Raw genomic sequence first — 22,365 nt, forward strand, 5'->3', positions numbered from 1 at the left:
GAATACTTTCCCTAAAAAGAGAAAAAGCTAGTTCTTCAACAGATATTTCTTTTAAAGCAGCAGTCAATACGCTTGGCTTTGTGAAAAATTGTAGGTTGGATGAAGCAAAGCGCAACCCAACAAACCTATGAAAATGTTGGGTTACTCTTCTCTTCTCTACGAGAGGCTGCGCCAACGAGACGCTACGCGAACGGAATCTTGCTACGTTCCTCAAACGCCACTTGCTTCTCCCAAAAGAACAAGTCGGGAAACTGCAAGGGCGTAATATTGGTTTTCTTTTTTCTCATCAACTAACGAGATCGGCGATCGCTTCTGAAGCAGGGACTACAGCTTCAGGTTGATAGCGGATGCCAGCTTGCTTGAAGCGATGTAAAGCTTCACCCAAGCGATCGCAGTCTGCAATCAAACTGATCCTGACATAACCCTCACCTGCAACCCCAAAGGCATTACCGGGAGTAACCACAACGCCTGTTTGTTGCAACACGTTTAGAGCAAAATCTGTGGAACCAACACCAACGGGACACTTCACCCAAAGATACATCGTCGCCTTGGTTTTGGGGATATCCCAACCCAACTCTCCTAATCCTTGAATCAGGAAATCGCGGCGGGTACGGTAACGTTGTTGTACCTCGTGTAAATACACATCTGGCAGTTGCAAGGCTGTTTCGGCTGCTGTTTGTAATGCTGCAAAAATGCCATAATCCAAGTTAGTTTTCAGCGTCCGCAAACCTTGAATTACATGGCGGTTGCCCACGACAAAGCCGACGCGCCAACCAGCCATATTGTAGGTTTTAGATAAGGTGTGAAATTCCACACCAATATCTTTCGCACCGGGAATTTCTAATAAGCTAGTGGGTTGATAACCATCAAAAGCTAACTCGGCATAACACAAATCATGCACCAGCAAAATTTCATATTTGCGGGCGAAGGCGACGATTTCTTCAAAAAATTCGCGGGGGGCGGTGGCGGCGGTGGGATTGCTGGGATAGTTGAAATAGAGTATCTTTGCTTGTCTTGCAACTTCGTTAGGAATGGCAGCTAAATCAATTAACCAGTCATTTTCGGGTTTCAGAATCAAACTATGGATTTTCCCACCAGCGATCGCCGGGCCGCGAAAATGTGCTGGATAAGCTGGGGAAGGAACAAGAACTAGATCGCCAGGGTTAATGTAGGCGATCGCTAAATGGGTTAATCCTTCTTTAGAACCCAGCAGTGGCAAAGCTTCACTATCAGGATCGAGAATCACATCATAACGGCGACGATACCAGTTGGTAATAGCACGGCGGAAACTAGCCGTCCCCTCAAAGGGCGGATAACCGTGATTGGCAGAATCTTTTAAAGCTGCGATCGCCGCTTCAACAACTGGTGCTGGCGTTGCACCATCGGGGTTTCCCATACCCAAGTCAATTAAATCTAACCCTTGTTCCCGTGCTTTAGCTTTCAGTTCATCTAAACGGGCAAATACATAAGGTGGTAGTTTTTGTATGCGTTCTGCTGGGACAATCCAATTTAAACTCATAAAACCTCGTCACTCATTCCCTTGGGCGAAACTCGATTTGTAGTATCTCTACTATCTATAGGTGCAGTGGTAGAAACCATTGCCGCCATCAACTGTTCTGGCGCGACTTTAAACGGTAGTCGATGGATGTCAGAATTAGGAACTAGAGCCATTTCGGCGGCTGTTTGCAATTCACCTAATGTAATATTGCCCAATCCTAAATCACTTAATTTCTGGGGTAGTCCAATTTCTGTGTAGAACTTTAACAACTGTTGCCGTGCTGATGCTGCTAGTTGATTGCCTTGTAGCATTTCTTCTAAACGTAGTTGCACCAAAATCCCAAAAGCAACTTTTTCGCCATGAATACTGCCATGTCCAGAAATATGAGTTAAACCGTTATGCACGGCATGGGCGGCAACTGTGCGACACTGCGCTCCTCCAAGTCCCCCAACTACCCCAGCGAGTAAAACAGTGGCATCTACCACTTCTCGCCAAACCTCATTACCTGGTTCTTCCAGGGCGGCGGCTGACTTTTGCAACAAGATATCTCGCAAAACTCGTGCTTGTTGCACCGCAGCAATAATTAAAGTGTCTTGCAAGTGTCCACTGCTAACCGAGGCTTCGTACCATTTAGCGATCGCATCACCAATTCCAGCTACTAAGGTACGTTGCGGTGCAGTTTTAATCAAGTCATAATCGAGTATCAGTAAATCGGGACAACGAGATAGCCCCACGTCGTAGAGAAAAGCCCCATCTTCCGAATAAACATTTGACAAGGCACTCCAAGCTGCACAAGTAGCCCCGGAAGTCGGAATTGTCACCACTGGTAAATGTAACTGCTGTGCAACTAATTTCGCTGTATCTAGGGCTTTGCCGCCACCAACACCGATAATTACATCAGCTTTATGTTCTTTTGCCTTTTTCTGTAAAGATTTTAGGCTAGCTTCGCAGCAATCTGCACCATAAGAAGCTTGGACAGTATGTAACTGCTGCGCTTCTAAAACTGGTTGTAAATTTTGTTGGCTGATAGCGAGAGTAGACTTACCTGCCACAATTAAGGGACGAATTCCCAAACAGGCAATCTCTGCTGCGGCTGTTTGCAACACCCCAGAACCACGGATTACTTTTGCGGGGGAAACTGTGAGCGTAAAGAATGAACTAGAGGTTTGAGTAGACAAAGAAGGTTGAGTAGAAAAATTATTGGGCATATAATCTCGTTTACCAAAACCTTGATATTTCTTAATAAATATAGACTAGCGATCGAGGATACTTGTTGCCAAACTGGTTTTTGGATGGCTCCAACCTGACACGCGGCCGATTTGGATTTGAACCAAGCAATTAAATAGACAAGTCTTGTTGCCGACTGATTGAGTAGTTTGACGACATTGCTTGAATCTATAAATACCCATTGGTCTGAAATTCCGAACTATCAAAGTTTTGAATAACCGTATAATTAATTAACATTAACATTGTCAGATTCTCAAGAAAAGCAATAGAGAATTGATAATGTGTAGGCGATCGTATTATTTGATGCAATTTTTAGCTACAGATATATATGTAAAGGTATGCAAATATATTTCCCTACAACACCTTGATTTGCTGCAAAGAATTTTGAAAATGGCAGCAGGGGCAATTAGGACAACAACTGACAAATTACAACTGTCAGTACCCATTACCCCACGCTGATTAACTTTTTCCCACAGTATAACCACTAAAGTGTGAATATCTTAATCTAAAAATAACCATTAATGTATCAGTAAATACAAAATAATGTTTGTCATCCTGATAACAGGTAAATTACTTTTGTTCTCTGGGCATGGGGCATGGGGCATGGGGCTTTGGGCATGGGGCATTGGGCATTGGGCATTGGGCATGGGGCATGGGGCATGGGGCATGGGGCATAGAGAAGAGACAAAACAGACAAGAAAGAAGGGGAGACTTGGGTAGAGATTTTCAATAATTCCTCCTTGTCCCCCTTGTCCCCCTTGTCCCCCTTGTCCCCTGCTCCCTTTGCTCCCCTACTTCCCTGCTTCCCCGCTCTCTGCCTACTAAGCAGTAGGTTTTGGCAATTTGGCGAAATTCTCTGTGTAAATTTTGACTGTTACCGGGGAATTTTGATGAGAAGCGAGCGAGCGCTTGACCTCACCCAAATAAATTGGGACAGAAATCCCTGTTTCCGGGTGGATAATAGTACGGGCGCGAACTGTCAAATTTCCGTCTTCTCGTGTACCTGAACGACCATAAGAAAAAAGATTGCTAGCTGCTTGACGTAAAGTTGCTTCTAATTGTGTGGGTGTAATTTGGGGTGATGTGGCAATCACCGCTTGTGTTGAGCCATTGTCATAAACTAGAGTGTACCGGGTTGCTCCAGGAATCACAGTCCGACTCAAGGGAACTATTGAGAGTCCAAATAAACCAGCAGTCACCACCAGCATAAAGCCAGTCGTACCCACCAACCGAAAGCGGATGCCCCATTTGAGAATAAAAGCCAAAAATGTCAAGGCAGCAAATACCAAGGTAGCTATACCTGACCATTGGGTGTACTGAAGAAAGTTAGCTGTTGTGAGCATAAGGTTGCTTATGGAGGCGTCTTTTTTTCGTTACCGACACACCCATTTTACCGAGAGCTTACACCATAAGAGTTATCGTAGTCTTTAATGCCAATCAGAATATTAGACTTCTTGCAAAAGTCGGGGTAAAGGGTAAAGAAACTCAAGATCCTTTCCCTTTAACCTGAACACTATCAATAATTGCCGTTCAATCAGCATCTCTGTTTCATTCAGAGCGAATCCTAATTTTAGTCGCCGCGTCGTCAAGTCGGCAAAAAACCACATTTTCTTTGGCAGCAATTGCAGCGATAATCAGGGGATGGAAAAAGTCCTAAACTAGTAAATTAGCCCAAATAAAAGTTTTATCAAATTTTGATATATCCCAGGTTTAATAATATAAAATTGTCTGCTTTAACAACAACAATATCTAATTTAATATTATTTTTTATTTAAATTATTTTGCATTAAATTAAGTTCTGATATTTAACCGATAAATCGTGTTTTTTAATCGTGTTTAACTGGATAAAAATAATAAATATACAAAAGGGCATCTACAAGAGATGCCCGTCATGCAGGAAAACCCCAAAGGGATGTCCCTACACCTTCCCAACAATCAGCAACAGTGACTAATTAGGTATTAGTCACACTCACAGACGTGAATATAACAATCTTATTAACTTAAAACTCTTAAGTCCCCAGTGCATACACTGAAAAAACTAATACCTAATTTTGACGAGATGTAAGCCTGTCTTTTTCCTGATAACGATGTATTACTCCAGCAATAGCAGCCAAAATTAGCCATGAAAGCGCATTCAAACGAAAATCAAAGAGGGTTACATCTACTGTATTCAATAAAAGCCACCCAACAAAGGACAGAAGATAACTGAAAAATATCAATTTGTCTCCTGTATCTATATCTTTTGACTTTTGCAGTAATTGGACACTTATAATCAAAATCCAAGCTAGTAAGCCACAAAATAAACAAGTACTGGGAAAACCAGTTTCAGCAGATAACATCAAAAACAAGTTATGGGGATGACCCAAGGGAATCTGCATCTTTGCTTTGTAAAGTGTACTAAAACTGCGTAATCCCCAACCAGTCCAAGGATGTTGTTGAGCTAAAGACCAGGCAAACTCCCACTGAGTTTTTCGCATTAAAGCGACTGGTCTATCTGGATACATATCGTCATTTAACCTTGCCCAAAAGAAGGCAGGAACTACGAAGCGGAAAATGTGAGCGACTGATGAGGGAGCAAAAGCCGCCAAAAGAATACTAGAGACGATCGCAGCAACGCTACCTACAAGAATGCGCCAACCTTGGTAGAGTGCATAAGCTAAACAGGCAAAAATAGCGATCGCCCACCCATTACGTGAGTTGGTGAAAATTAAGGCAATGAAATTTGTAATTACCGCCAACGTTAGGAAGAGAAAGGGAACAGGAGACTGGGGCACAGTAAGTCTTTCCCCTCTGCCCCTCTGCCCCTCGGTCACTGAGCGTAGCCGTTGGCGCAGCCTCTCTAAGAGTTGTGCTGCCCCTGTGCCTCTTATGCTCAATTTCCAATACCTCATCCCTAATCGCCATTGTTCGATCCACAACCCTAGACTAAGGATGAAAACTATTACTAGATAAGCTGCGAAGGTATTAGCGTGCAAGAAAAGGGAAGCGATACGACCTGGTGGGTTTCCGCCTGGTCTAATTGTCCAACTAAATACAACCCAGACAAACTGGAACTTGAAACTCCAGCCTAAAAATAATTGTCCCAAGCCCATAATCGCTACTGGTATGGAACCGATCGCTAAAGCCCAAGCCATTTGCCGCAATTGAGCAAATGTTTGAATCAGAGCGCTATGGGCAGCGAAAAGTAAAAAGAATGGTAATAAATTAAATAAACCGAGGAAAGCTGCTGTTTTGTCTTGGGCAAACCCAGCACTCACGATCAGTAATACACTCAACAGGGCAAATCCCCAATTGAGGGGGCGGCGATTAATTTTGCGGGATTGTTTCAGCCAAGTTATTAATGAGACAAAACCTACAGTTACAGCCCCCACAAAAGGACTCAATGGGAAGATTAACAGTGCCCATAGAGAGTAGTTCCAAGAAGATTGCCAACGAGACTTGAAATATTCAAAAACCTTGTTCAAGCTGGCTCCCAACATTCCTCACGAGTGAGGCGAATTTGAGCTAAGGCGAAGATGGTGGGGATGATTCGACCATAGTTAGTAGCGATCGCTCTCCAGCCCAAATCTGCAATAAACCAAGTCCACATCATTGGTCCAATCACGGCAAACATCGTGCGGGCTGCCCCATAACGAGCTGCACTCACTGTCATACCCCGTTGTGCCATTTGCATTGCTACATAGCTTTGAAATTGCGTTGCAGCTGCTTCCGAGCCTGTAATTGCCGCTTGTTTGGCTACTTCATAAGTAGCAAAGTGGATGGCGAATTGACGGGCAATTTGCTTAAGTACAAGTGGCTGGAGAACAGAAGTAACCGCGATCGCACTACCGCCTTTGAAAAGCAACCCCAAGGGATCGGGCTGCAATAAAAGTGGTAGCGGTTCTTTTAGTTCTGATTTGATCAGGTGACGCTGCACTCGGAGAGTCAATTTTTGTTTTTCCTGTTCCGGCAACTTTTTCCACACCTGTCCTAACAGATGTAAAAATACTTCTGCTTCTAAATCAATGGTTGCCAGCTGATTAGAATAGGGAATTTTGAGGTACTTACATACTTGAACTAACGCTTGTCGGTAAGTTACCTGTCCTGTGCGTCCTCGTAATACTGTCATCCCATCTGCCGCCAAAAAACGAAAGCGGCCCTCTAGTGCATCTAACCAAGCTTTGCGGTCTTGGCTTTGCACTTCGATGGGTTCGGGTGTGTGTACATAGTCTAAGGGATTGAACTTACGACTAAATAGAATTGCCGTTAAATCTTGCAATTCTTCTTCGGTCGCTAATTCTAGCGCCGCCCTCATTTCATCCAATTTCCCTTCCTCCCTTCCGTGCAGCTTTCTGTACCTTATTCTACTATTAGCTTTCAGCAGTCATTAGTAGTAATTTTGTCCTTTGATAATAACTAATGACCAATAACTAACTAAAGACTATTGACTCATGACTGATATTGCAGTGATTGGTGCCGGAATTGCCGGTTTAGTCTGTGCCCAGCAGTTAAGTCAAGCTGGATATTCGGTGGTAGTGGTGGAAAAGTCCCGTGGTTTGGGAGGAAGACTAGCTACACGCCGCTTGCATGGAACTTTGGCAGATCATGGGGCTTGTTACCTGAAACCAAAGGGTGAATTATTGGAACGTTTTGTGGAAATATTGCGCGATCGCCATATCCTCGAAGTTTGGACAGATGAGGTTTACGAACTTACAACAGGCGCTCCTTTATCTGAACCGAAAAACCGCAGCCCGCGTTATGTTGCGCCTGGGGGGATGAGTGCGATCGCTAAATCCCTCGCCCCAGGTTTAGAAATATTACTGAATCAGCGTGTCATAGCTATTACCCCAACTGCCGAAGATAGCTGGCGTTTGACTCTGGAATCTAGTAATGAAGAATTAACCGCAAAAGCTATAGTTGTCGCTATTCCTGCACCCCAAGCTGTGATGTTATTGGAATCTTTGGGTGAGAGTGTATTGGATGCAGCCTTTTTTGATAACTTGCGTTCTGTAGAATTTTATCCTTCAATTAGTGCGATCGCGGGATATCCTTCTACATCCCAACCCCTCCCTCAGTGGAAAGCTTTAACTTTTGTGGATAATGCTGATTTAGCATGGATTGGTTTGGATAGTAGCAAGCGTCCTAACCCTCAACAACCACATTTTGTGGTGCAAAGTAGCGCTGATTTTGCCCAACGTCATCTAGAATCACAGGATTTACTACCTGCGGGACAATATATGTTGCAACGAGCAGCTGAATCTCTGTCCCTTCCTTGGCTGAATACTCCCGAATGGATGCAAGTACATCGTTGGCGTTATGCCTTTCCTAGCCATCCTTGGCACGAAGCTTTTTTATCTGCCGAAACTCCCTTACCTTTAGTTTGCTGTGGTGATTGGTGTGGCGGCAATCTTGTCGAAGGTGCGATGCTTTCTGGATTAGCTGCGGCTGATGAAATTAATCATCAGTTACGTCATCTATCTTTTGATAATGTGAACTTTTTAAACGTTTTTGCCCAATCATTTCATCTGTCGCTAGACTGATCCTGCACTATTGTGAGTCGCTATTTTTCTGACTGACTAAATCAAAGTGCAACAAATAAGTTTTTTAGATGAAATAGCAAATTTTGCTGCGAACCTAAAAAGTGATGCCAATTACCCAAAAAGCTTAACTTCAGGAAAAACTTGTTCCTAATTCAAGTGGTTTTGTTGGTGTTAATCTTGATCCCCTCGCCTTTATGCTGCGTTTTATGTAGATTTCTGCCAAAAAGGCAGAAATTTGAAATAATTAGGATTATAAATATAAAATGTCGGTAACTTACCAGCTTATTGGACGCTGTTTTAATAAGTCATGCTGTGAAACAGTATAAACTTTAACTAAAATAAGCAAAGCCAAATGTCTGAGATTGTACCAAGATAAAAGGCTAGTTTCGGGGTTGATTGCATCTATAAGTTAAATTACTTTTAACTGATTGTCATCACGAAGTTGCCATCTAAAAAAGTCATTCTCTCCACCAAGCATTGACTTGATTAAAAAAGGAGTTTAAAAACCATGAAAACGGTAGTCAATTTAACACAACAATCAATAGTGAGAGAAATTGAAAGTATTTTGAATACATATCCATCCCATCCATATCAACAAGCCTTTGCGATTCCTGATTTACGCCAAGAGCTAATTACTTTCGTCCTCAACCGCATTCCCTCCTTTTACAGCGTCGTGTCTGATGAACAGATTCCAGCGGAGGCTGAACAAGGAAGCTTGGCTTATTACAAATTGCCTCGTAAACCTTTAGAGCAGCAACTACATTTACAGAATTTGATTCACCAAGGCATTTGTCTAATCGTTCAAGAAAAGTCAGATTGGATTAGCCATCGTGTTTGTGAAACAGTTCAACCAGCTTGTGAACCCTCTCACTGGTTTGGTTAATAGTTCTAACAAGATTTGGCTCGTTGCTGAGATATCATAACGTCCGTAGTGAATTTTGAATTTTTGAGCTAATCCCACAGACTTTAGCCGTGGGATTAGCTCAAAATTTTTTTAAGTATATTCCTCTTGAGGTGTAAACTTTGACAATTACTAAGTTCAAAGGATATCCCAGGATATGAGAAAAATAACTGCTCTAATGCTAAGTATTTCCGTGAGTATCGGGATGGAAGCATTAACACCCAAAGTCACTAATGCCCAATTGTTTTATCCACCAGCAAGCGATCGCCATTCATTAATGGTAATTGGTCAAGGGGTAGTGAGAGTGCCAGCAGATACAGCGGATATTGAATTGGTATTCAGTAGCGGAGGTAGCAATGATGAGTTACAAACGCAACCATCATCTCTACCCGAAACCCGCCCCATATCCTCACAAATTCTACTTTTAAATTACAAAACAGCAGTAGAATCTTTACCAAGCAAAAAATCCCTAACTAAAGCAACTCTTCAGCCTGTAGTTAATAGCCTAGTTGCTAAAGGCATTAGTGTTGATCAAATTCAAGTGCAGATTAATCCTAATTCCAACGAAAATAACGCCAAGATATTGGTAAAACTAGAAAAACCAACGCGCGATCGCGTTCAGGAAATTGTGGCTACAGCGAACAAAACAACGAGTGAACTCGAAAACCTTTCTGTCAAGAGTGTGGGTGTTGAGTACGCGGTAAATGACTGTCAGGCTTTGCAAAGTTCAGTTTATCAATCAGCGATGAAAGATGCTCAAAGCCGCGCTCAGGCTTTAGCAACTGCAATGGAAGTTAAGCTTAGTACTCCTTCTGTCGCGGAGCCATTTTACACATTATTTTATCCCTCATGTAGTTCTAAAACTGGAGTTCCTTTGCCATCGTTTGCTAGTTTTTTATTATCACCAGCTTACGATCCAGAAGCACCGGCAGAAGTTGAAATGAAAAAGGATATTTTTGTAACATATACAACGAAATAAACATTTATATTTAGGGCGATCGCACTTTGATTTAGTCAAAATTGAAAGTGCGATCGCTTAACTTTTTTCTTCTGAGTCGAATCAAGAAGGATAGGTGCGATCGCACTTATTGTTGACTTCATATTTATGACTAATTTATATTTATTTTACTGCACAGCTATAATATGCGTGTTCATAATCAAAATCAAATATTCACTTGAATCTAGATTAGATTGCTGATATCAAACTTCAATAGTGAAAAAACTCCAGAAATGTTTATGACAAATCTGGAGCCAGGAAAGATACGCATTTACCTATACCAAATTTTCACCTTGAGAAAAACCTACGTCATCAGGGTATACACTCAAATACAGATAAAAGTGTTTGAGGATTCTCGTTACACTCGTTCTTTATCGGAAGTAACGCAAAACAGCCCCAGATAAACTGAGGCTGTTTTGCGAGAGTTGTTTGGTAGGAGGGGTACATCAATAAGTGATGCCCATGTTAAATATAGATAATTCAGTATGCATCCTTATTCAGCTATGTTTTGCCATATCAGGATGATTGGGAAAATTTTTATAGCTTTTTTCAAAAAAAAACTCCAGATGCACTTAAGGCATTCTGGAGCAGTAACAGGTTTCTAACATCAATCAATTTTTACATCTGCGATCGCCCGATGTCGTTAGGGTATATACTCAAATGTGTTTTATGTCTACTCATCCGCAAATCGACCAACAAGTTACCTTCTTTTCTACCCATAACCTCAATGTATCTACAGAATTCTACGAACAAAAGCTAGGTTTGGAGTTATGGCTTGACCAAGGAACCTGCCGAATTTATACTGTTAGTGGTTCTGGATACTTAGGATTGTGTCAAGCAAGCGAAACGTTGGCTCCTGCAAGCGATAAGCAATCAAGTGTTATTTTTACCCTAGTAACACAGCAGGTGGATGAATGGTTTGAATATCTCAAAAAACGTGGCGTCGAATTTGAAAAGCCACCGACACTAAATGAAAAGTACAACATTTACCATTGTTTTTTCCGCGATCCTGATGGTTATTTGATTGAAATTCAACGTTTCGAGACTAAGGACAACAAAAAAGACATAACCCAATAAGTTATGTCTAGATGTTTAATGTACAGGGCAGGATTTTGACAGGCTAGAACTTTTTGATTTACTAAGGTACATAATACCGACTAATGCTGTATAAACATTATCGATAGGAATATACCTTTTCTTTCATAGATTTATCGGGATAAAATGTGGAGCTTATGCAGCCACAGAAAAATTTTTACATTTGTTTACAATTGCTGCTTATGTATCGCTTTTGACCTTTATATAATGTCCATCTAATTGACGATCAAAAAACTCTCTGTGGAAATCCTGATTTAACCAGAGTTAATATTGTATCCCAAAAGCTAGAATACATTGTTGCCAGTCTATTATGTTCTTAGCAAAAATATCTTTTTAAATATTTATTAATTATGTTAATTTGATAATCATGATTTTTAAGTAATAAATATTAAGTGTATCGGGTCAATAAATATTTTGTTAGGGTGACTACATGATAACCGGAAAAATCAAATGGTTACGCACAGCACTACAGCCTAAAGGTTCAGTGACGAAAGCAATTTTCAAACATATTTTATGGTGTGGAGCTTTCGGATTTTTAATTTCTTTGCTTCACCATTTTGACAAGCCTGTATCTCAACCTATTTTAGGAAGTGTTATTCCTAGTATTGTTTTAGGTTTGTTACTTGTCTTTCGGACAAATACTGCTTATGAACGATTTTGGGAAGGGAGAAAATGCTGGGGATCTATAGTAAATAACGTCCGAAATCTAGCGCGGCAAATTTGGGTATCAGTTGATGAAATTTCACCAGAAGATAAAGATAAGAAAATTACAGCATTAAACTTATTGGCAGCTTTTGCGGTAACAACTAAATTACATTTGCGAGGAGAAGCTGTCAATAGCGAGTTAGAAGACTTAATGCCATCTACTAAGTATATAAAACTGAAGATTATGAATAATCCCCCTATAGAAGTTGCCTTTTGGATAGGAGATTATTTACAGGAACAGTATAATCGTAATTGCCTTAATAGCTACCAACTAACATCTATGCAAGAATTATTGAATAATCTTGTGGATAATTTAGGTGCTTGCGAACGGATTTTAAAAACGCCTATGCCGCTTGCTTATGCTATTCATTTGAAGCAATTGCTGATACTATATTGCTTTCTGCTACCATTTCAAATAGTAGATAGTCTCGGTTGGTGGACAGGTTTAATTTCTGCTTTGGTTGGGTTCACTGTGTTTGGCATTGAAGCCATTGGCTTAGAGATAGAAAACCCCTTTGGTTATGACGCTAATGATTTACCATTAGATGCAATTTGCGAGACAATGAAGCGTAATATTGACGATTTAATTACTTTGACTCCTAATGCGCGAGCGCACACAGAAAATATATGATAAAAGTAGACATTATAAATTATTGTAATATTGAAAATACTTCTTTAACAAAATGGTCATATATTCTTGAGTCTTCGCTCAGTACTTCTGTCAAGTTGAAATATATGGATATTATTGGATCATTCTGAATACGGGTGCGTACTTCAGCCGTGATACAACTGGCGATTAAAATAGATTTAACCTTTGGGTTCCTCCGAAAAACTTCTTCAAAGGATTTTTTAGCAGCACCGTAACGTTCTAGTGCTCCTGCAGGATCAGTTCCTCCTTTTATCTCAATTATACCGACTGTTGTACCTTGATTGTTTAAAAGTGAAATATCTGGTTCACTAGAAAAAAGTATAGAGGTTTGATTAGCCAACATTACGCCCCGATAATCCTCAATATTTCCTAGTTGTTCTTCAAGTCTGCTAGGATTATATACTTCAACTCTTGTACCCTGACGGGAAATAAAAGCAGCAAGAAGATTGCGTTCTTTAACCTCTTTGATAAGAAGTCGCTGTACAACTTTTTCTGCTTCTTCCCCAATAGCATTACGCCAAGAACCGTCTATTTGTGTTCCTGTTGAAGCTAGTAGTATTCCATATAGTTCTTCCTCAGTCAAACTTTCTATAGAACTATCAATTATCAGCGATATATGTTCATTAAAAAGTCGGGAAAGCGCTAAGGCTCTATCTTCTCCTAGAGGATATTTATTTTCTTGATCGAGTTCAATTTTCTTTACATCAATTGCTGCTAAATACTTAACAGCTTTCTGAGAAAGTGCTGCAATATTACGATAGTAAGCTAACAATGAAGAGTGTTCTCGAATTAACCTGGGATGGCAAAATACCTGAATTAGTTGCAACTTTGGATGTTCATTAATATAGGTAAATGCTTCTTCTCCAATACCCCATTCTACCCAATTTTCCCACTTGTATAAATTATTAACAGGTAATAATGCATTAATTTTGGTTCGCAAAGATAGCGTTTTGTATTCCTTAAGCTTGCGATAAAAGAAGGTTGAACGCAACCGATAATTTATACGATGCGCCTCAGTTAAGAGATTTGTTTCATCTAATGGCACAGTACTTACTTTTCCCAAATATAAACGCATTTACGTAGTTCTGTGCGCCCATGATTTCCCATTTGCTGGCTACTATTTCCTTTGCCTCTTCCTAATGTCCAAATATATCGCGTTTTCAGTCCAAAAGACTCTGCTATATCTGATAAAATTAGGTCTACAGGAACTTCTTCTCCAGCATATCTAACGTTATCATTTACCATTGCGACTATACCACCTGGTTTGAGAATACGAGCTAATTCATAAATTACAAAGCACATTTCGTAAAAATAATTATCTACCATTCTGACAATGTTATCATTATTTAATTTACCTTGTTTTTTATAATTTTCTAATATTATTAATAATTCTTGTAAAGCAGTCTGATTTTTAAAGGTAAAATCTATTTTTAAGAAATCCTGATATCGTTTTTTAGCAGTATAATATTTTTCTAAGTAATTACGCTTGTCACGGTTTTCTACAGTGCATGATAGCATTTGCTGACGTAAATACTTTACTTTTTCTTCACTACATCCCAAAAATGCAAGTTCAAGAGCATACGTGCGAGTGTAATCATATCTATTAACATAGGGTGGAGACGTAATCACAAAATCAATACTATTCTTTTGAATAGTTGGGAGAATTTCTAAACAAGAACCTTCATAAAGCTTAGGTTCTACGTTTTCGATAATACTAGATTTAGTGGTTGCCAATTCTAATAGTAAATTATCGCTAAATAAATTTAGTTGGACAGGACTGATATTTAAATCTGATATAATTTGCTTTAGTTTTCGATTTATTGCATATTCAAAAGATAAAATTTCTCCTTTATTAAATTTACTATTTACCTTTGAGCGACCTGAACGACTATCCCACCGAAGATATTGTCCATCTTTTCTAGTATAGCTAATATCCTCCAAAATACAAAATGCAGCATATATAAATAAAGTATTGATATCTTTATTTGGAATAACATTCTTACAATAAGATATGTAACCAGCTAGTTGTTCTTCATTTATGGAAGAAAATGCTCCACGGGTTATTGCTAAATGATTAAATGTAAATAATTGATCGTAATAGTCATGAAAATTGATTTGTTTTAACTTTGTAATTTCTAAATTTAATGAATCTACATCTATTTTCTGAGCGATGATTCGAGCTTGTGTCGCAAAAAGCCCAACAGGTAACAGTTCAATTCCCGTAGTTTGCCACCCTAACGCACTTGCAGCAAACAAAGATGAGCCAACTCCTGAAAATGGATCTATCAGTACGCCTGGTTCTGGTTTAAATTCTTGAAGAAGATAGGTAACTAGACGTTCCGAAAATCCTTCTCTATATTTGAACCAGGAAGAAAATGGAGTTTGTTTATTACCCTGGTAACTAACTAAGGTTCTATCTAAACAAGAATTATGAAGAATCTTTAATTTAAATTTTTCGTAAAGCTTGTTTCTTTGATTTGAAAATGATTGAAGTTGCATTCAACTACTGAATAAAATCTACATAATTGATAATTATATTAATATTTATTACTTATTTATTATTGTTTTCACTAATCATTCTTAACTACTAACTTTTTATAGACTCCGAATCGCAATTTCCAACCCTTCACATACACGAGTCAGAAAATCTAAATCCAAAGTAGCGATCGCATCACTAACTTTGTGATAATGTGGATTTCGCAAGAATGCCGTATCTGTCACCATCATTGCCGAATAACCCAAATCCCAAAATGGAGCATGATCGCTAAGTCTGGTTTGGGGAACTATTAAACCTCGATTTGGCACGGGTAGCCATTGACTAGATACGCCAGCTTTGCGAATATTACGGCTCATCCCAATTAAGTCAGGCAATGTCCGCAAGTTACCAATTAAAGCAATAAAATCACCCGTATCTGGGTAGAAGCGTTCCAGAGGAGGGGGGTAACTTTGGGAACCAGGTGTAGAATCCTTATAGCCCAGCATTTCTAAGGAGATCATTAAGCGTAGCTGTTGCTTTTGTTGATGCAACAAAGCTGCATAATCAGCACTACCCAGTAAGCCGTATTCTTCCATATCGAAAGCAACCAGTCTTAAGGGATATCTCGCAGGTTCGGCAGCAAACTTTCTCGCTAATTCCAGCAACACCGCTACACCTGTAGCATTATCATCAGCCGCAACTGTTCCCGGAACCCCATCATAATGAGCGCCAATTAAAATAGGTGGCAAATCCTTTTTTTGCCTTTTAGCTTGAGATGGTAAATTTAATATCAAGTTATTACAAGTTTTACCTCTGACTTCAAAGGTGTGGATTTCCACACTCCCCCATTGGGAAAATTGCTGGCGGATATATTCTTGGACAAAAAAATGTCCAGCCGTTGCCATATAAGGATCGCGTTCTCGCGCGATCTCACTCAGGGAAGTCTGTAATCGCTCTGTTAAATTCAAATCTTTTAAGTAGTAGCAATAATATGAGAATTTTCAGGTACTCAAAAAAGCAGAGCCAGCGTTGTTAAGTTTAACTTACCAATTTGCAGATAACTTAAACAGAAATAGGCGGATATCAAGAATTGAGGCTGCTTGGGCACACCAACCGTCTCAATGCTATCCTAGTCTTGCAACTATCTCCTCTAGCTGCACTTCTTAGCTTACTGCCTTAATGATGAGTATTTGAGTATTATACATTGAGGTGTTTTTATCTTGTAGCACAAAGCTAGAGGTAGTTCCGCCCAATCATAATAAATATATAAGACACTTTAGGAGAAGAGTAACGCATGGGCAAGGTAGTCGGCATCGACTTGGGTACAACCAACTCAGTAGTCGCCGTTATGGAGGGTGGCAAGCCGGTGGTGATTGCCAATGCAGAAGGAATGCGAACAACCCCCTCCGTAGTTGGCTTCAGCAAAGAAGGTGAAAGGGTGGTTGGGCAAATGGCACGGCGACAAACCGTCCTCAATCCTCAAAATACCTTTTTTGCAGTTAAACGTTTCATTGGGCGGAAGTATGGCGAACTAAATGCAGATTCCAAGCGTGTACCCTACACCATCCGCAAAGACGAAGTAGGTAATATTAAGATTGCCTGTCCTCGTCTGAATAAAGATTTTGCGCCAGAAGAAATTTCGGCAATGGTGCTGAAAAAATTGGCAGACGATGCTAGTCGCTATTTGGGTGAACCAGTCACAGGGGCAGTGATTACAGTACCCGCCTATTTTAACGATTCTCAGCGGCAGGCAACCCGCGATGCTGGCAGAATTGCCGGTTTAGAAGTGTTGCGGATTCTCAATGAACCGACTGCGGCATCTTTGGCTTATGGATTGGATCGGGGTGACACGGAAACTATTTTAGTATTTGACTTGGGTGGTGGCACCTTTGACGTGTCGATATTAGAAGTAGGTGATGGGATCTTTGAAGTCAAAGCTACCAGTGGTGATACGCAACTTGGTGGGAATGACTTTGACAAAATAATCGTAGATTGGTTAGCAGAGCAATTTCTGGAAACAGAAGAGGTAGACTTAAGACGCGATCGCCAAGCTTTACAACGTCTGATGGAAGCGGCGGAAAAAGCCAAAATTGAGCTTTCTGCTGTCAGTGTCACCGAGATTAATTTACCCTTCATCACTGCCACGGCAGATGGCCCTAAACATCTCGAAACTCGTTTAACTCGTTCTCAGTTTGAAGGTTTGTGTGGTGATTTAGTGGGAAGATTGCGGACACCAGTAAAACGCGCCCTCAAAGATGCCGGACTTTCACCTAGAGACATTGAAGAAGTGGTGTTAGTTGGCGGTTCTACACGAATACCAATGGTAAAGCAGCTTGTACGGGACTTGATTGGTACAGAACCGAACGAAAACGTTAACCCCGATGAAGTCGTGGGAGTAGGTGCAGCAATTCAAGCAGGTATTCTTGCAGGCGAACTCAAAGATGTGTTGCTTTTGGATGTCACACCCTTATCTTTGGGATTGGAAACCATCGGCGGCGTGATGAAAAAACTTATTCCCCGCAACACCACTATCCCAGTACGTCGTTCTGATATTTTTTCCACGTCTGAAAATAACCAAAATACTGTGGAAATTCACGTAGTCCAGGGCGAACGGGAAATGGCAGCAAGCAACAAGTCTTTAGGACGGTTCAAGCTCTACGGCATCCCACCCGCACCACGAGGAATTCCCCAAGTTCAGGTGTCATTTGATATTGATGCTAATGGGATTTTACAGGTAACAGCCCTAGATAGAACCACTGGACGAGAGCAGAGTATCACCATTCAAGGCGCTTCCACCTTGAACGAGTCGGAAGTGAATCGGATGATTCAAGACGCTCAAAAATACGCCGATGTTGATCGCGAACGTAAAGAAAGAATAGAAAAGCGGACTCGTTCTGAGGCGTTGATTTTCCAAGCAGAACGACAACTAAGGGAAGTTGCGCTGGAATTTGGTATGCAGTTTGCCCGCAGCCGCCGCCAGAGAATTGATAATATTTGCCGACAACTGAAGGAGAGTCTTCAAGAAAATAGCGATCGCGGTATCGATCAAGCCTACGCCGACTTACAAGATGCTCTCTACGAGCTAAATCGGGAAGTCCGCCAGACTTATGCTGAAGATGAAGACGATGACTTGTTTGGAACTATCCGTGATATCTTTACTGGCGGTGATAAGGAACGAGAACGCGAATTTCCCAGAGATACATATCGAGAACGCGACTCATACAGTAAAGATTATGGCAGAGACTATGGCAGAGATTATAACCGCGATAATCGTTCTTCCTCTTATGAAAGCCGTCCTCCACGCAAATCCCGCCCCAGCTACCAAGATAACTGGGATGATGAAGAAGACAATGATTGGTTATAAGAAAAGTTAGGAGTAGAGACGCGATTAACCCAAGTCTTTCCAGGAGTTAAAAATAAATCTTTCAACTCATAACTCCTAACTCCTAACTCATAACTCCTCACTTTTAATTCATCTCAAATCTAAAATTTAAATAATTGAACTATGCAAAATTTGCCGAACTTTCGCGATTACTATGAAATTTTAGGAGTATCTAAAGATGCCTCTGCTGAGGAAATTAAAAAGGTTTATCGACGGTTAGCAAGGCAATATCACCCCGATTTGAATCCGGGTAACAAAGAATCTGAGGAAAAATTTAAGGATATCGGCGAGGCTTATGAAGTTCTTTCCGATCCAGCCAAGCGATCGCAGTACGATCAGTTTAGCCGCTACTGGAAGCAAAAAGGCTTTGCAGGCAACAAACAGACACCAAAGACTAAAACTTGGCAGAGTGGCGCTAGCGATCGCAACGGGAATCAAGATGTAGATCCTAGCCAATTCTCCGACTTTGAAAGCTTTATTAATCAAGTTATTGGTGTTAAAAATAAAAGTGCGGCAAATAACTCCAGTAATGGCAATAATAGCGATCCGTTCCGTTCTCCCAGAACAAAAGTTGCCTACACAGTTAATCCCCCGCCTCGCAACACCCGCCGAGATATAGAAGCCAGATTAACGCTTCCACTAGAAAAAGCTTATCAAGGCGGTAATGAACGCATTCGTTTGGAAGATGGGCGATCGCTAGAAGTTAATATGCCTCCAGGGATGGTAACAGGTCAAACCATCCGTTTGCGGAACCAAGGCGTTGGTGGTGGGGATCTCTACTTAAAAATTACCGTTGAACCTCATCGATTATTTAAGCTAGAAGGTTTAAATATCGTCTGCCAAGTACCTGTTACTCCCAGCGAGGCAGTTTTAGGAGGACAGGTAGAAGCACCTACTCTTGATGGGCCTGTAAAAATGACCACCCCTCCTGGAGTTAGGTCTGGTCAAAAATTTCGACTAGGCAATAAAGGTTATCCTAACGATGCCGGCAAACGTGGCGATCAATTAGTAGAAATTCAAATAGTTACACCGAAAAATATTAGTCAAGAAGAACGGGAGCTTTACGAAAAGTTACGGCAAATTGAAACCTTTAAACCCCGTGCTGATTTAATACGTTAGTGACTCGTCGTTATATTCAGTATACTGTCCACTGTCGAGTTGCTTAATACCAACGTCAATCTGACTGCGTAATCCTTCTAACTTGAGTTTTTGCAGTTCTTCTTCAAGGCGCTGAAGTTCATCTATCATCTGTTGAAACGCTTGCGCTTCATGCACCACAACCTCAGCTTTCCCATTCACCGTTAGTACAAGCGGAGACTTTGTTGCCTTGATCTTCTCTACGTAATCTTTGGCATTGCGCTTAAAATCGGTAAGAGTTTGAATATTTTCGAGATTAATTTTGATCTGCATCGCATCTAATTAAATGCTTGATTAAGATATTTTATCAGATGCTAGACCTGCTGTGTCTTCTGAAATTCACAAAGGATTTAAAATATAAAAAATATCTTTGAGCAAAGTGACTCAAACAGATGTGAATCAAAACGGGGCAATGCCACAAAGCAGCGAACCAACTTATTACTCCCTGCTAGGACTGCATCCCTGGGCATCGGTAATTGACATTCGTCGCGCTTATCGGCAACTGAGCAAACGCTATCATCCTGATACTACAGACTTGCCGACTGCGATCGCCACTCCCAAATTTCAGCAAATCAACGAAGCTTACGCGACCCTTAGCCATCCAGAACGCCGATTAAGCTACGATTTGAAAATTGGCTATTCCCGCTTTGGAGTGATTCAACCACCCCCTGATTTGAATCATCCCGTCTCGCATTCTCATGACTGGTCAAAATCAGCTTACCTCGATGCGAGCGATCGCCCCTTATCATCTGGCGAAATATTTGCTTTATTTATGCTGGTGTTAACATTTGTAGGTTGTCTGTTATTAGCAGTTGCCATTGGCTTAACTCGTGGCGAGGCTGCTTTCCCAACCCATGAGCTGCAACCAAATACATCTGTACAACAGCAAATTAGCTATATATCGCAACTAATTGCTCATCCGATAATTAAAAATTAAACAATTCCCTAATCCAAAATCAAAAATTCCTATGGCTCTTCTTCCCTCTGATACTCCTTTATATAATCATCCCCTGCCACAAATTGAGCAGTGGCTAAAAGACCAAGGCTGTCAACAAGACGAAACACAAAGGCATTGCTGGCGTGTACAGCGACCCAATTGGCAAGCTGAATTATGGCTTGATGTTGAGCAAATCGTAGTGCGATATATCCAATCTGGGGAAAATGGACAAGATATCCAACGCTCATTCAAGTATTCTCTTAGTCGGAATGATGTAGAAGAAGCTGTGTTTTCTGGGCCATAAGGAAGTGCTTATGTATTATGGGATTTTAATTGTATCAAACCGCCCGATCTGTAATCTGTTTGCACCAACGCATAGCGTTTCGTAGAGAAGAATCGTAGAGTGTGCGTAAGTCCTATATTAACGTGAGTTCGACAAGACCTTTTTTGACCTCTCCCCCAACCCCTCTCCGACACGGAGAGGGGAGCCAAAACCGTAATTTCTCGTTGCTCCTCCCTTTCCGTTTCGGAGAGGGAGGCTGGGAGGGAGAGGTTCATCGAACTGACGCTATATTAGATTAAACCTAAAAGTAGGGATTCTAACTGGTAGAGCTTCTAATAACTCAGTTACAAGGTTGCTGCTCTATAACAAAAATTATGTATCAGCTTTTGTTACCAATGCTTTAGTAGTAAGTTGGCTACAAATTTCCAGTAATCTATTAACTGCACGCGCTGCTGAAAACTTTTCTGCAACGTATTGGCTGGACTGAAAACCCCGATTAATTGCTTCATCTGGATTATCTAGGCAATATCGCATACATTTGGCCAATTCTTCTGCATCTTCATTTTCAAAAAATAGGCTGTGCGGCCCTGCTACTTCTGACAATCCTCCCATTTTTGAGACAATCGAGCAGGTTTGAACGCTAGAAGCTTCTTGCACTACGTAAGGTGCTGGATCTTGCCAACGAGATGGAGCAATTAAAGCTAAAGCATCTTGAACTTTTAGAAGTACTTCTTTTTGAGGAACTTTACCTAAAAAATTAACTTTGTTGGCAATTCCTAAATCAGACGTTAGCTGTTTTAATTGCTGAGATTGTTCGCCATCGCCAATAATAGTAATTTTAAATTCTTGCTTTTCATCTTGTAAAATCCGCGCTGCTTTTAATAAAATATCTACACCTTTGTCTGTAGCTAATCTCCCGACAAAAATAAAATTATATGGTTGAGATAAATTTTCTAAAGTTTTAAGCTGGTTTTCCGACTTGATTTCAATCGGATTATATAACGTATCAACTGGCCAAGGAAAAGCAGAAGATTCTCCTAAAAAGTTACTACAAGCTGTATGATAATCGGCTAAGAAGGCAGTAGAAAGCCGGGTGGTTAGCCGTGCCCATTTGATCGAAGTGTGTAATTTCCACTTTAATGGATAATTAGCTTTTGGCAATGTGTGTTTCAATTCAGCTTTTAAACGTTGCGTCAAGTTCATCTGCTCATAACTAGTATGAGTAGATTGATAAAGAGAATAATGATATTTAATAATTATCTTTTTTTGCAAGAGTTTACATAACAAAGTAAACAATAAGTCATTAGAATTCATGTGTACTATATCTGCCCAAGCAATATAACTAAACCATTTTGCGATATTATCTTGTCTGGTCGAAATAGTTTTAACTTCAATTAATCTAGTTTCCAATTCAGGAATAATAGAATAAATATAAGTTAAAACTCCACTAATTTCATTATCATAATGACGGTGTTGAATTAATATTTTCATACATCAAGTATAGGTAATTTTGTATTTATGGGAATTGTGGTTGAGCATAACTATGAAACAAGTATTTC

General features: G+C 40.5%; 20 protein-coding genes. 9 read left to right on the plus strand and 11 right to left on the minus strand.

Annotated features, from left to right (window positions below; genetic code table 11):
* Positions 1 to 286: 286 nt before the first annotated feature.
* The 6 genes from NSTC731_RS04765 to NSTC731_RS04790 form a co-directional block, all read right to left on the minus strand.
* On the minus strand, positions 287 to 1,519 hold the full coding sequence (locus NSTC731_RS04765; RefSeq protein ID WP_445629837.1) for an aspartate aminotransferase: 1,233 nt from the start codon (positions 1,517 to 1,519) through the stop codon (positions 287 to 289).
* On the minus strand, positions 1,516 to 2,706 hold the full coding sequence (locus NSTC731_RS04770; protein WP_445629838.1) for an iron-containing alcohol dehydrogenase family protein: 1,191 nt from the start codon (positions 2,704 to 2,706) through the stop codon (positions 1,516 to 1,518). Before NSTC731_RS04770 ends, NSTC731_RS04765 begins: the two co-directional genes overlap by 4 nt.
* A gap of 45 nt (positions 2,707 to 2,751) precedes the next feature.
* Positions 2,752 to 2,907, minus strand: coding sequence for a hypothetical protein (locus NSTC731_RS04775; protein ID WP_445629839.1), 156 nt, complete (start codon positions 2,905 to 2,907; stop codon positions 2,752 to 2,754).
* Positions 2,908 to 3,546: 639 nt separating this feature from the next.
* On the minus strand, positions 3,547 to 4,068 hold the full coding sequence (locus tag NSTC731_RS04780) for a Ycf51 family protein (RefSeq protein ID WP_445629840.1): 522 nt from the start codon (positions 4,066 to 4,068) through the stop codon (positions 3,547 to 3,549).
* Positions 4,069 to 4,770: 702 nt separating this feature from the next.
* A complete protein-coding gene (locus tag NSTC731_RS04785; RefSeq protein WP_445629841.1) occupies positions 4,771 to 6,204 on the minus strand; it encodes an O-antigen ligase family protein in 1,434 nt (477 codons plus the stop codon).
* Positions 6,186 to 7,028 carry a hypothetical protein gene (locus tag NSTC731_RS04790; protein ID WP_445629842.1) on the minus strand — a complete coding sequence of 281 codons (843 nt, stop codon included), beginning with the start codon at positions 7,026 to 7,028 and terminating at the stop codon, positions 6,186 to 6,188. Before NSTC731_RS04790 ends, NSTC731_RS04785 begins: the two co-directional genes overlap by 19 nt.
* Before the next feature lie 127 nt (positions 7,029 to 7,155).
* Here NSTC731_RS04790 and NSTC731_RS04795 point away from each other — a divergent pair, with 127 nt between their 5' ends.
* The 5 genes from NSTC731_RS04795 (at position 7,156) to NSTC731_RS04815 (ending at position 12,573) form a co-directional block, all read left to right on the plus strand.
* A complete protein-coding gene (locus NSTC731_RS04795; protein WP_445629843.1) occupies positions 7,156 to 8,244 on the plus strand; it encodes an NAD(P)/FAD-dependent oxidoreductase in 1,089 nt (362 codons plus the stop codon).
* 508 nt (positions 8,245 to 8,752) lie between these two features.
* Positions 8,753 to 9,127: a hypothetical protein gene (locus NSTC731_RS04800; RefSeq protein ID WP_445629844.1), complete on the plus strand. Its 375-nt coding sequence runs from the start codon at positions 8,753 to 8,755 to the stop codon at positions 9,125 to 9,127.
* 175 nt (positions 9,128 to 9,302) lie between these two features.
* A complete protein-coding gene (locus NSTC731_RS04805; protein WP_445629845.1) occupies positions 9,303 to 10,124 on the plus strand; it encodes an SIMPL domain-containing protein in 822 nt (273 codons plus the stop codon).
* 687 nt (positions 10,125 to 10,811) lie between these two features.
* Positions 10,812 to 11,219, plus strand: coding sequence for a VOC family protein (locus tag NSTC731_RS04810; protein ID WP_445629846.1), 408 nt, complete (start codon positions 10,812 to 10,814; stop codon positions 11,217 to 11,219).
* Positions 11,220 to 11,667: 448 nt separating this feature from the next.
* On the plus strand, positions 11,668 to 12,573 hold the full coding sequence (locus NSTC731_RS04815) for a bestrophin family protein (RefSeq protein ID WP_445629847.1): 906 nt from the start codon (positions 11,668 to 11,670) through the stop codon (positions 12,571 to 12,573).
* Between the two features lie 19 nt (positions 12,574 to 12,592).
* On the opposite strand, the gene NSTC731_RS04820 is transcribed toward NSTC731_RS04815, so the two are convergent.
* The 3 genes from NSTC731_RS04820 to NSTC731_RS04830 form a co-directional block, all read right to left on the minus strand.
* Entirely contained in the window at positions 12,593 to 13,636 is a 1,044-nt protein-coding gene (locus tag NSTC731_RS04820; RefSeq protein ID WP_445629848.1) for an XcyI family restriction endonuclease, read from the minus strand.
* Between the two features lie 5 nt (positions 13,637 to 13,641).
* On the minus strand, positions 13,642 to 15,090 hold the full coding sequence (locus NSTC731_RS04825) for a site-specific DNA-methyltransferase (protein ID WP_445629849.1): 1,449 nt from the start codon (positions 15,088 to 15,090) through the stop codon (positions 13,642 to 13,644).
* Positions 15,091 to 15,186: 96 nt separating this feature from the next.
* On the minus strand, positions 15,187 to 16,035 hold the full coding sequence (locus NSTC731_RS04830) for a M28 family peptidase (protein WP_445629850.1): 849 nt from the start codon (positions 16,033 to 16,035) through the stop codon (positions 15,187 to 15,189).
* A 326-nt stretch (positions 16,036 to 16,361) separates the two neighbouring features.
* On the opposite strand from NSTC731_RS04830, the gene dnaK reads away from it, so the two are divergent.
* Together dnaK and NSTC731_RS04840 are read left to right on the plus strand one after the other, a co-directional pair.
* Positions 16,362 to 18,431, plus strand: a complete 2,070-nt coding sequence (gene dnaK / locus NSTC731_RS04835; protein ID WP_445629851.1) for a molecular chaperone DnaK — start codon at positions 16,362 to 16,364, stop codon at positions 18,429 to 18,431.
* A gap of 141 nt (positions 18,432 to 18,572) precedes the next feature.
* The gene (locus tag NSTC731_RS04840) at positions 18,573 to 19,568 is read left to right on the plus strand and encodes a DnaJ C-terminal domain-containing protein (RefSeq protein WP_445629852.1); all 996 of its coding nucleotides are present in this window, start codon (positions 18,573 to 18,575) and stop codon (positions 19,566 to 19,568) included.
* Here NSTC731_RS04840 and NSTC731_RS04845 read toward each other — a convergent pair.
* A complete protein-coding gene (locus NSTC731_RS04845; RefSeq protein ID WP_445629853.1) occupies positions 19,557 to 19,859 on the minus strand; it encodes a type II toxin-antitoxin system prevent-host-death family antitoxin in 303 nt (100 codons plus the stop codon). The genes NSTC731_RS04840 and NSTC731_RS04845 overlap by 12 nt on opposite strands.
* A gap of 139 nt (positions 19,860 to 19,998) precedes the next feature.
* Here NSTC731_RS04845 and NSTC731_RS04850 point away from each other — a divergent pair, with 139 nt between their 5' ends.
* Both NSTC731_RS04850 and NSTC731_RS04855 read left to right on the plus strand, forming a co-directional pair.
* Positions 19,999 to 20,523, plus strand: coding sequence for a J domain-containing protein (locus NSTC731_RS04850; protein WP_445632018.1), 525 nt, complete (start codon positions 19,999 to 20,001; stop codon positions 20,521 to 20,523).
* A 31-nt stretch (positions 20,524 to 20,554) separates the two neighbouring features.
* Positions 20,555 to 20,827, plus strand: coding sequence for a DUF3143 domain-containing protein (locus NSTC731_RS04855; RefSeq protein ID WP_322694563.1), 273 nt, complete (start codon positions 20,555 to 20,557; stop codon positions 20,825 to 20,827).
* Positions 20,828 to 21,178: 351 nt separating this feature from the next.
* On the opposite strand, the gene NSTC731_RS04860 is transcribed toward NSTC731_RS04855, so the two are convergent.
* Positions 21,179 to 22,297, minus strand: a complete 1,119-nt coding sequence (locus NSTC731_RS04860) for a glycosyltransferase family 4 protein (protein WP_445629854.1) — start codon at positions 22,295 to 22,297, stop codon at positions 21,179 to 21,181.
* Positions 22,298 to 22,365: the final 68 nt, after the last annotated feature.

This window comes from Nostoc sp. DSM 114167 (genome assembly GCF_052692655.1).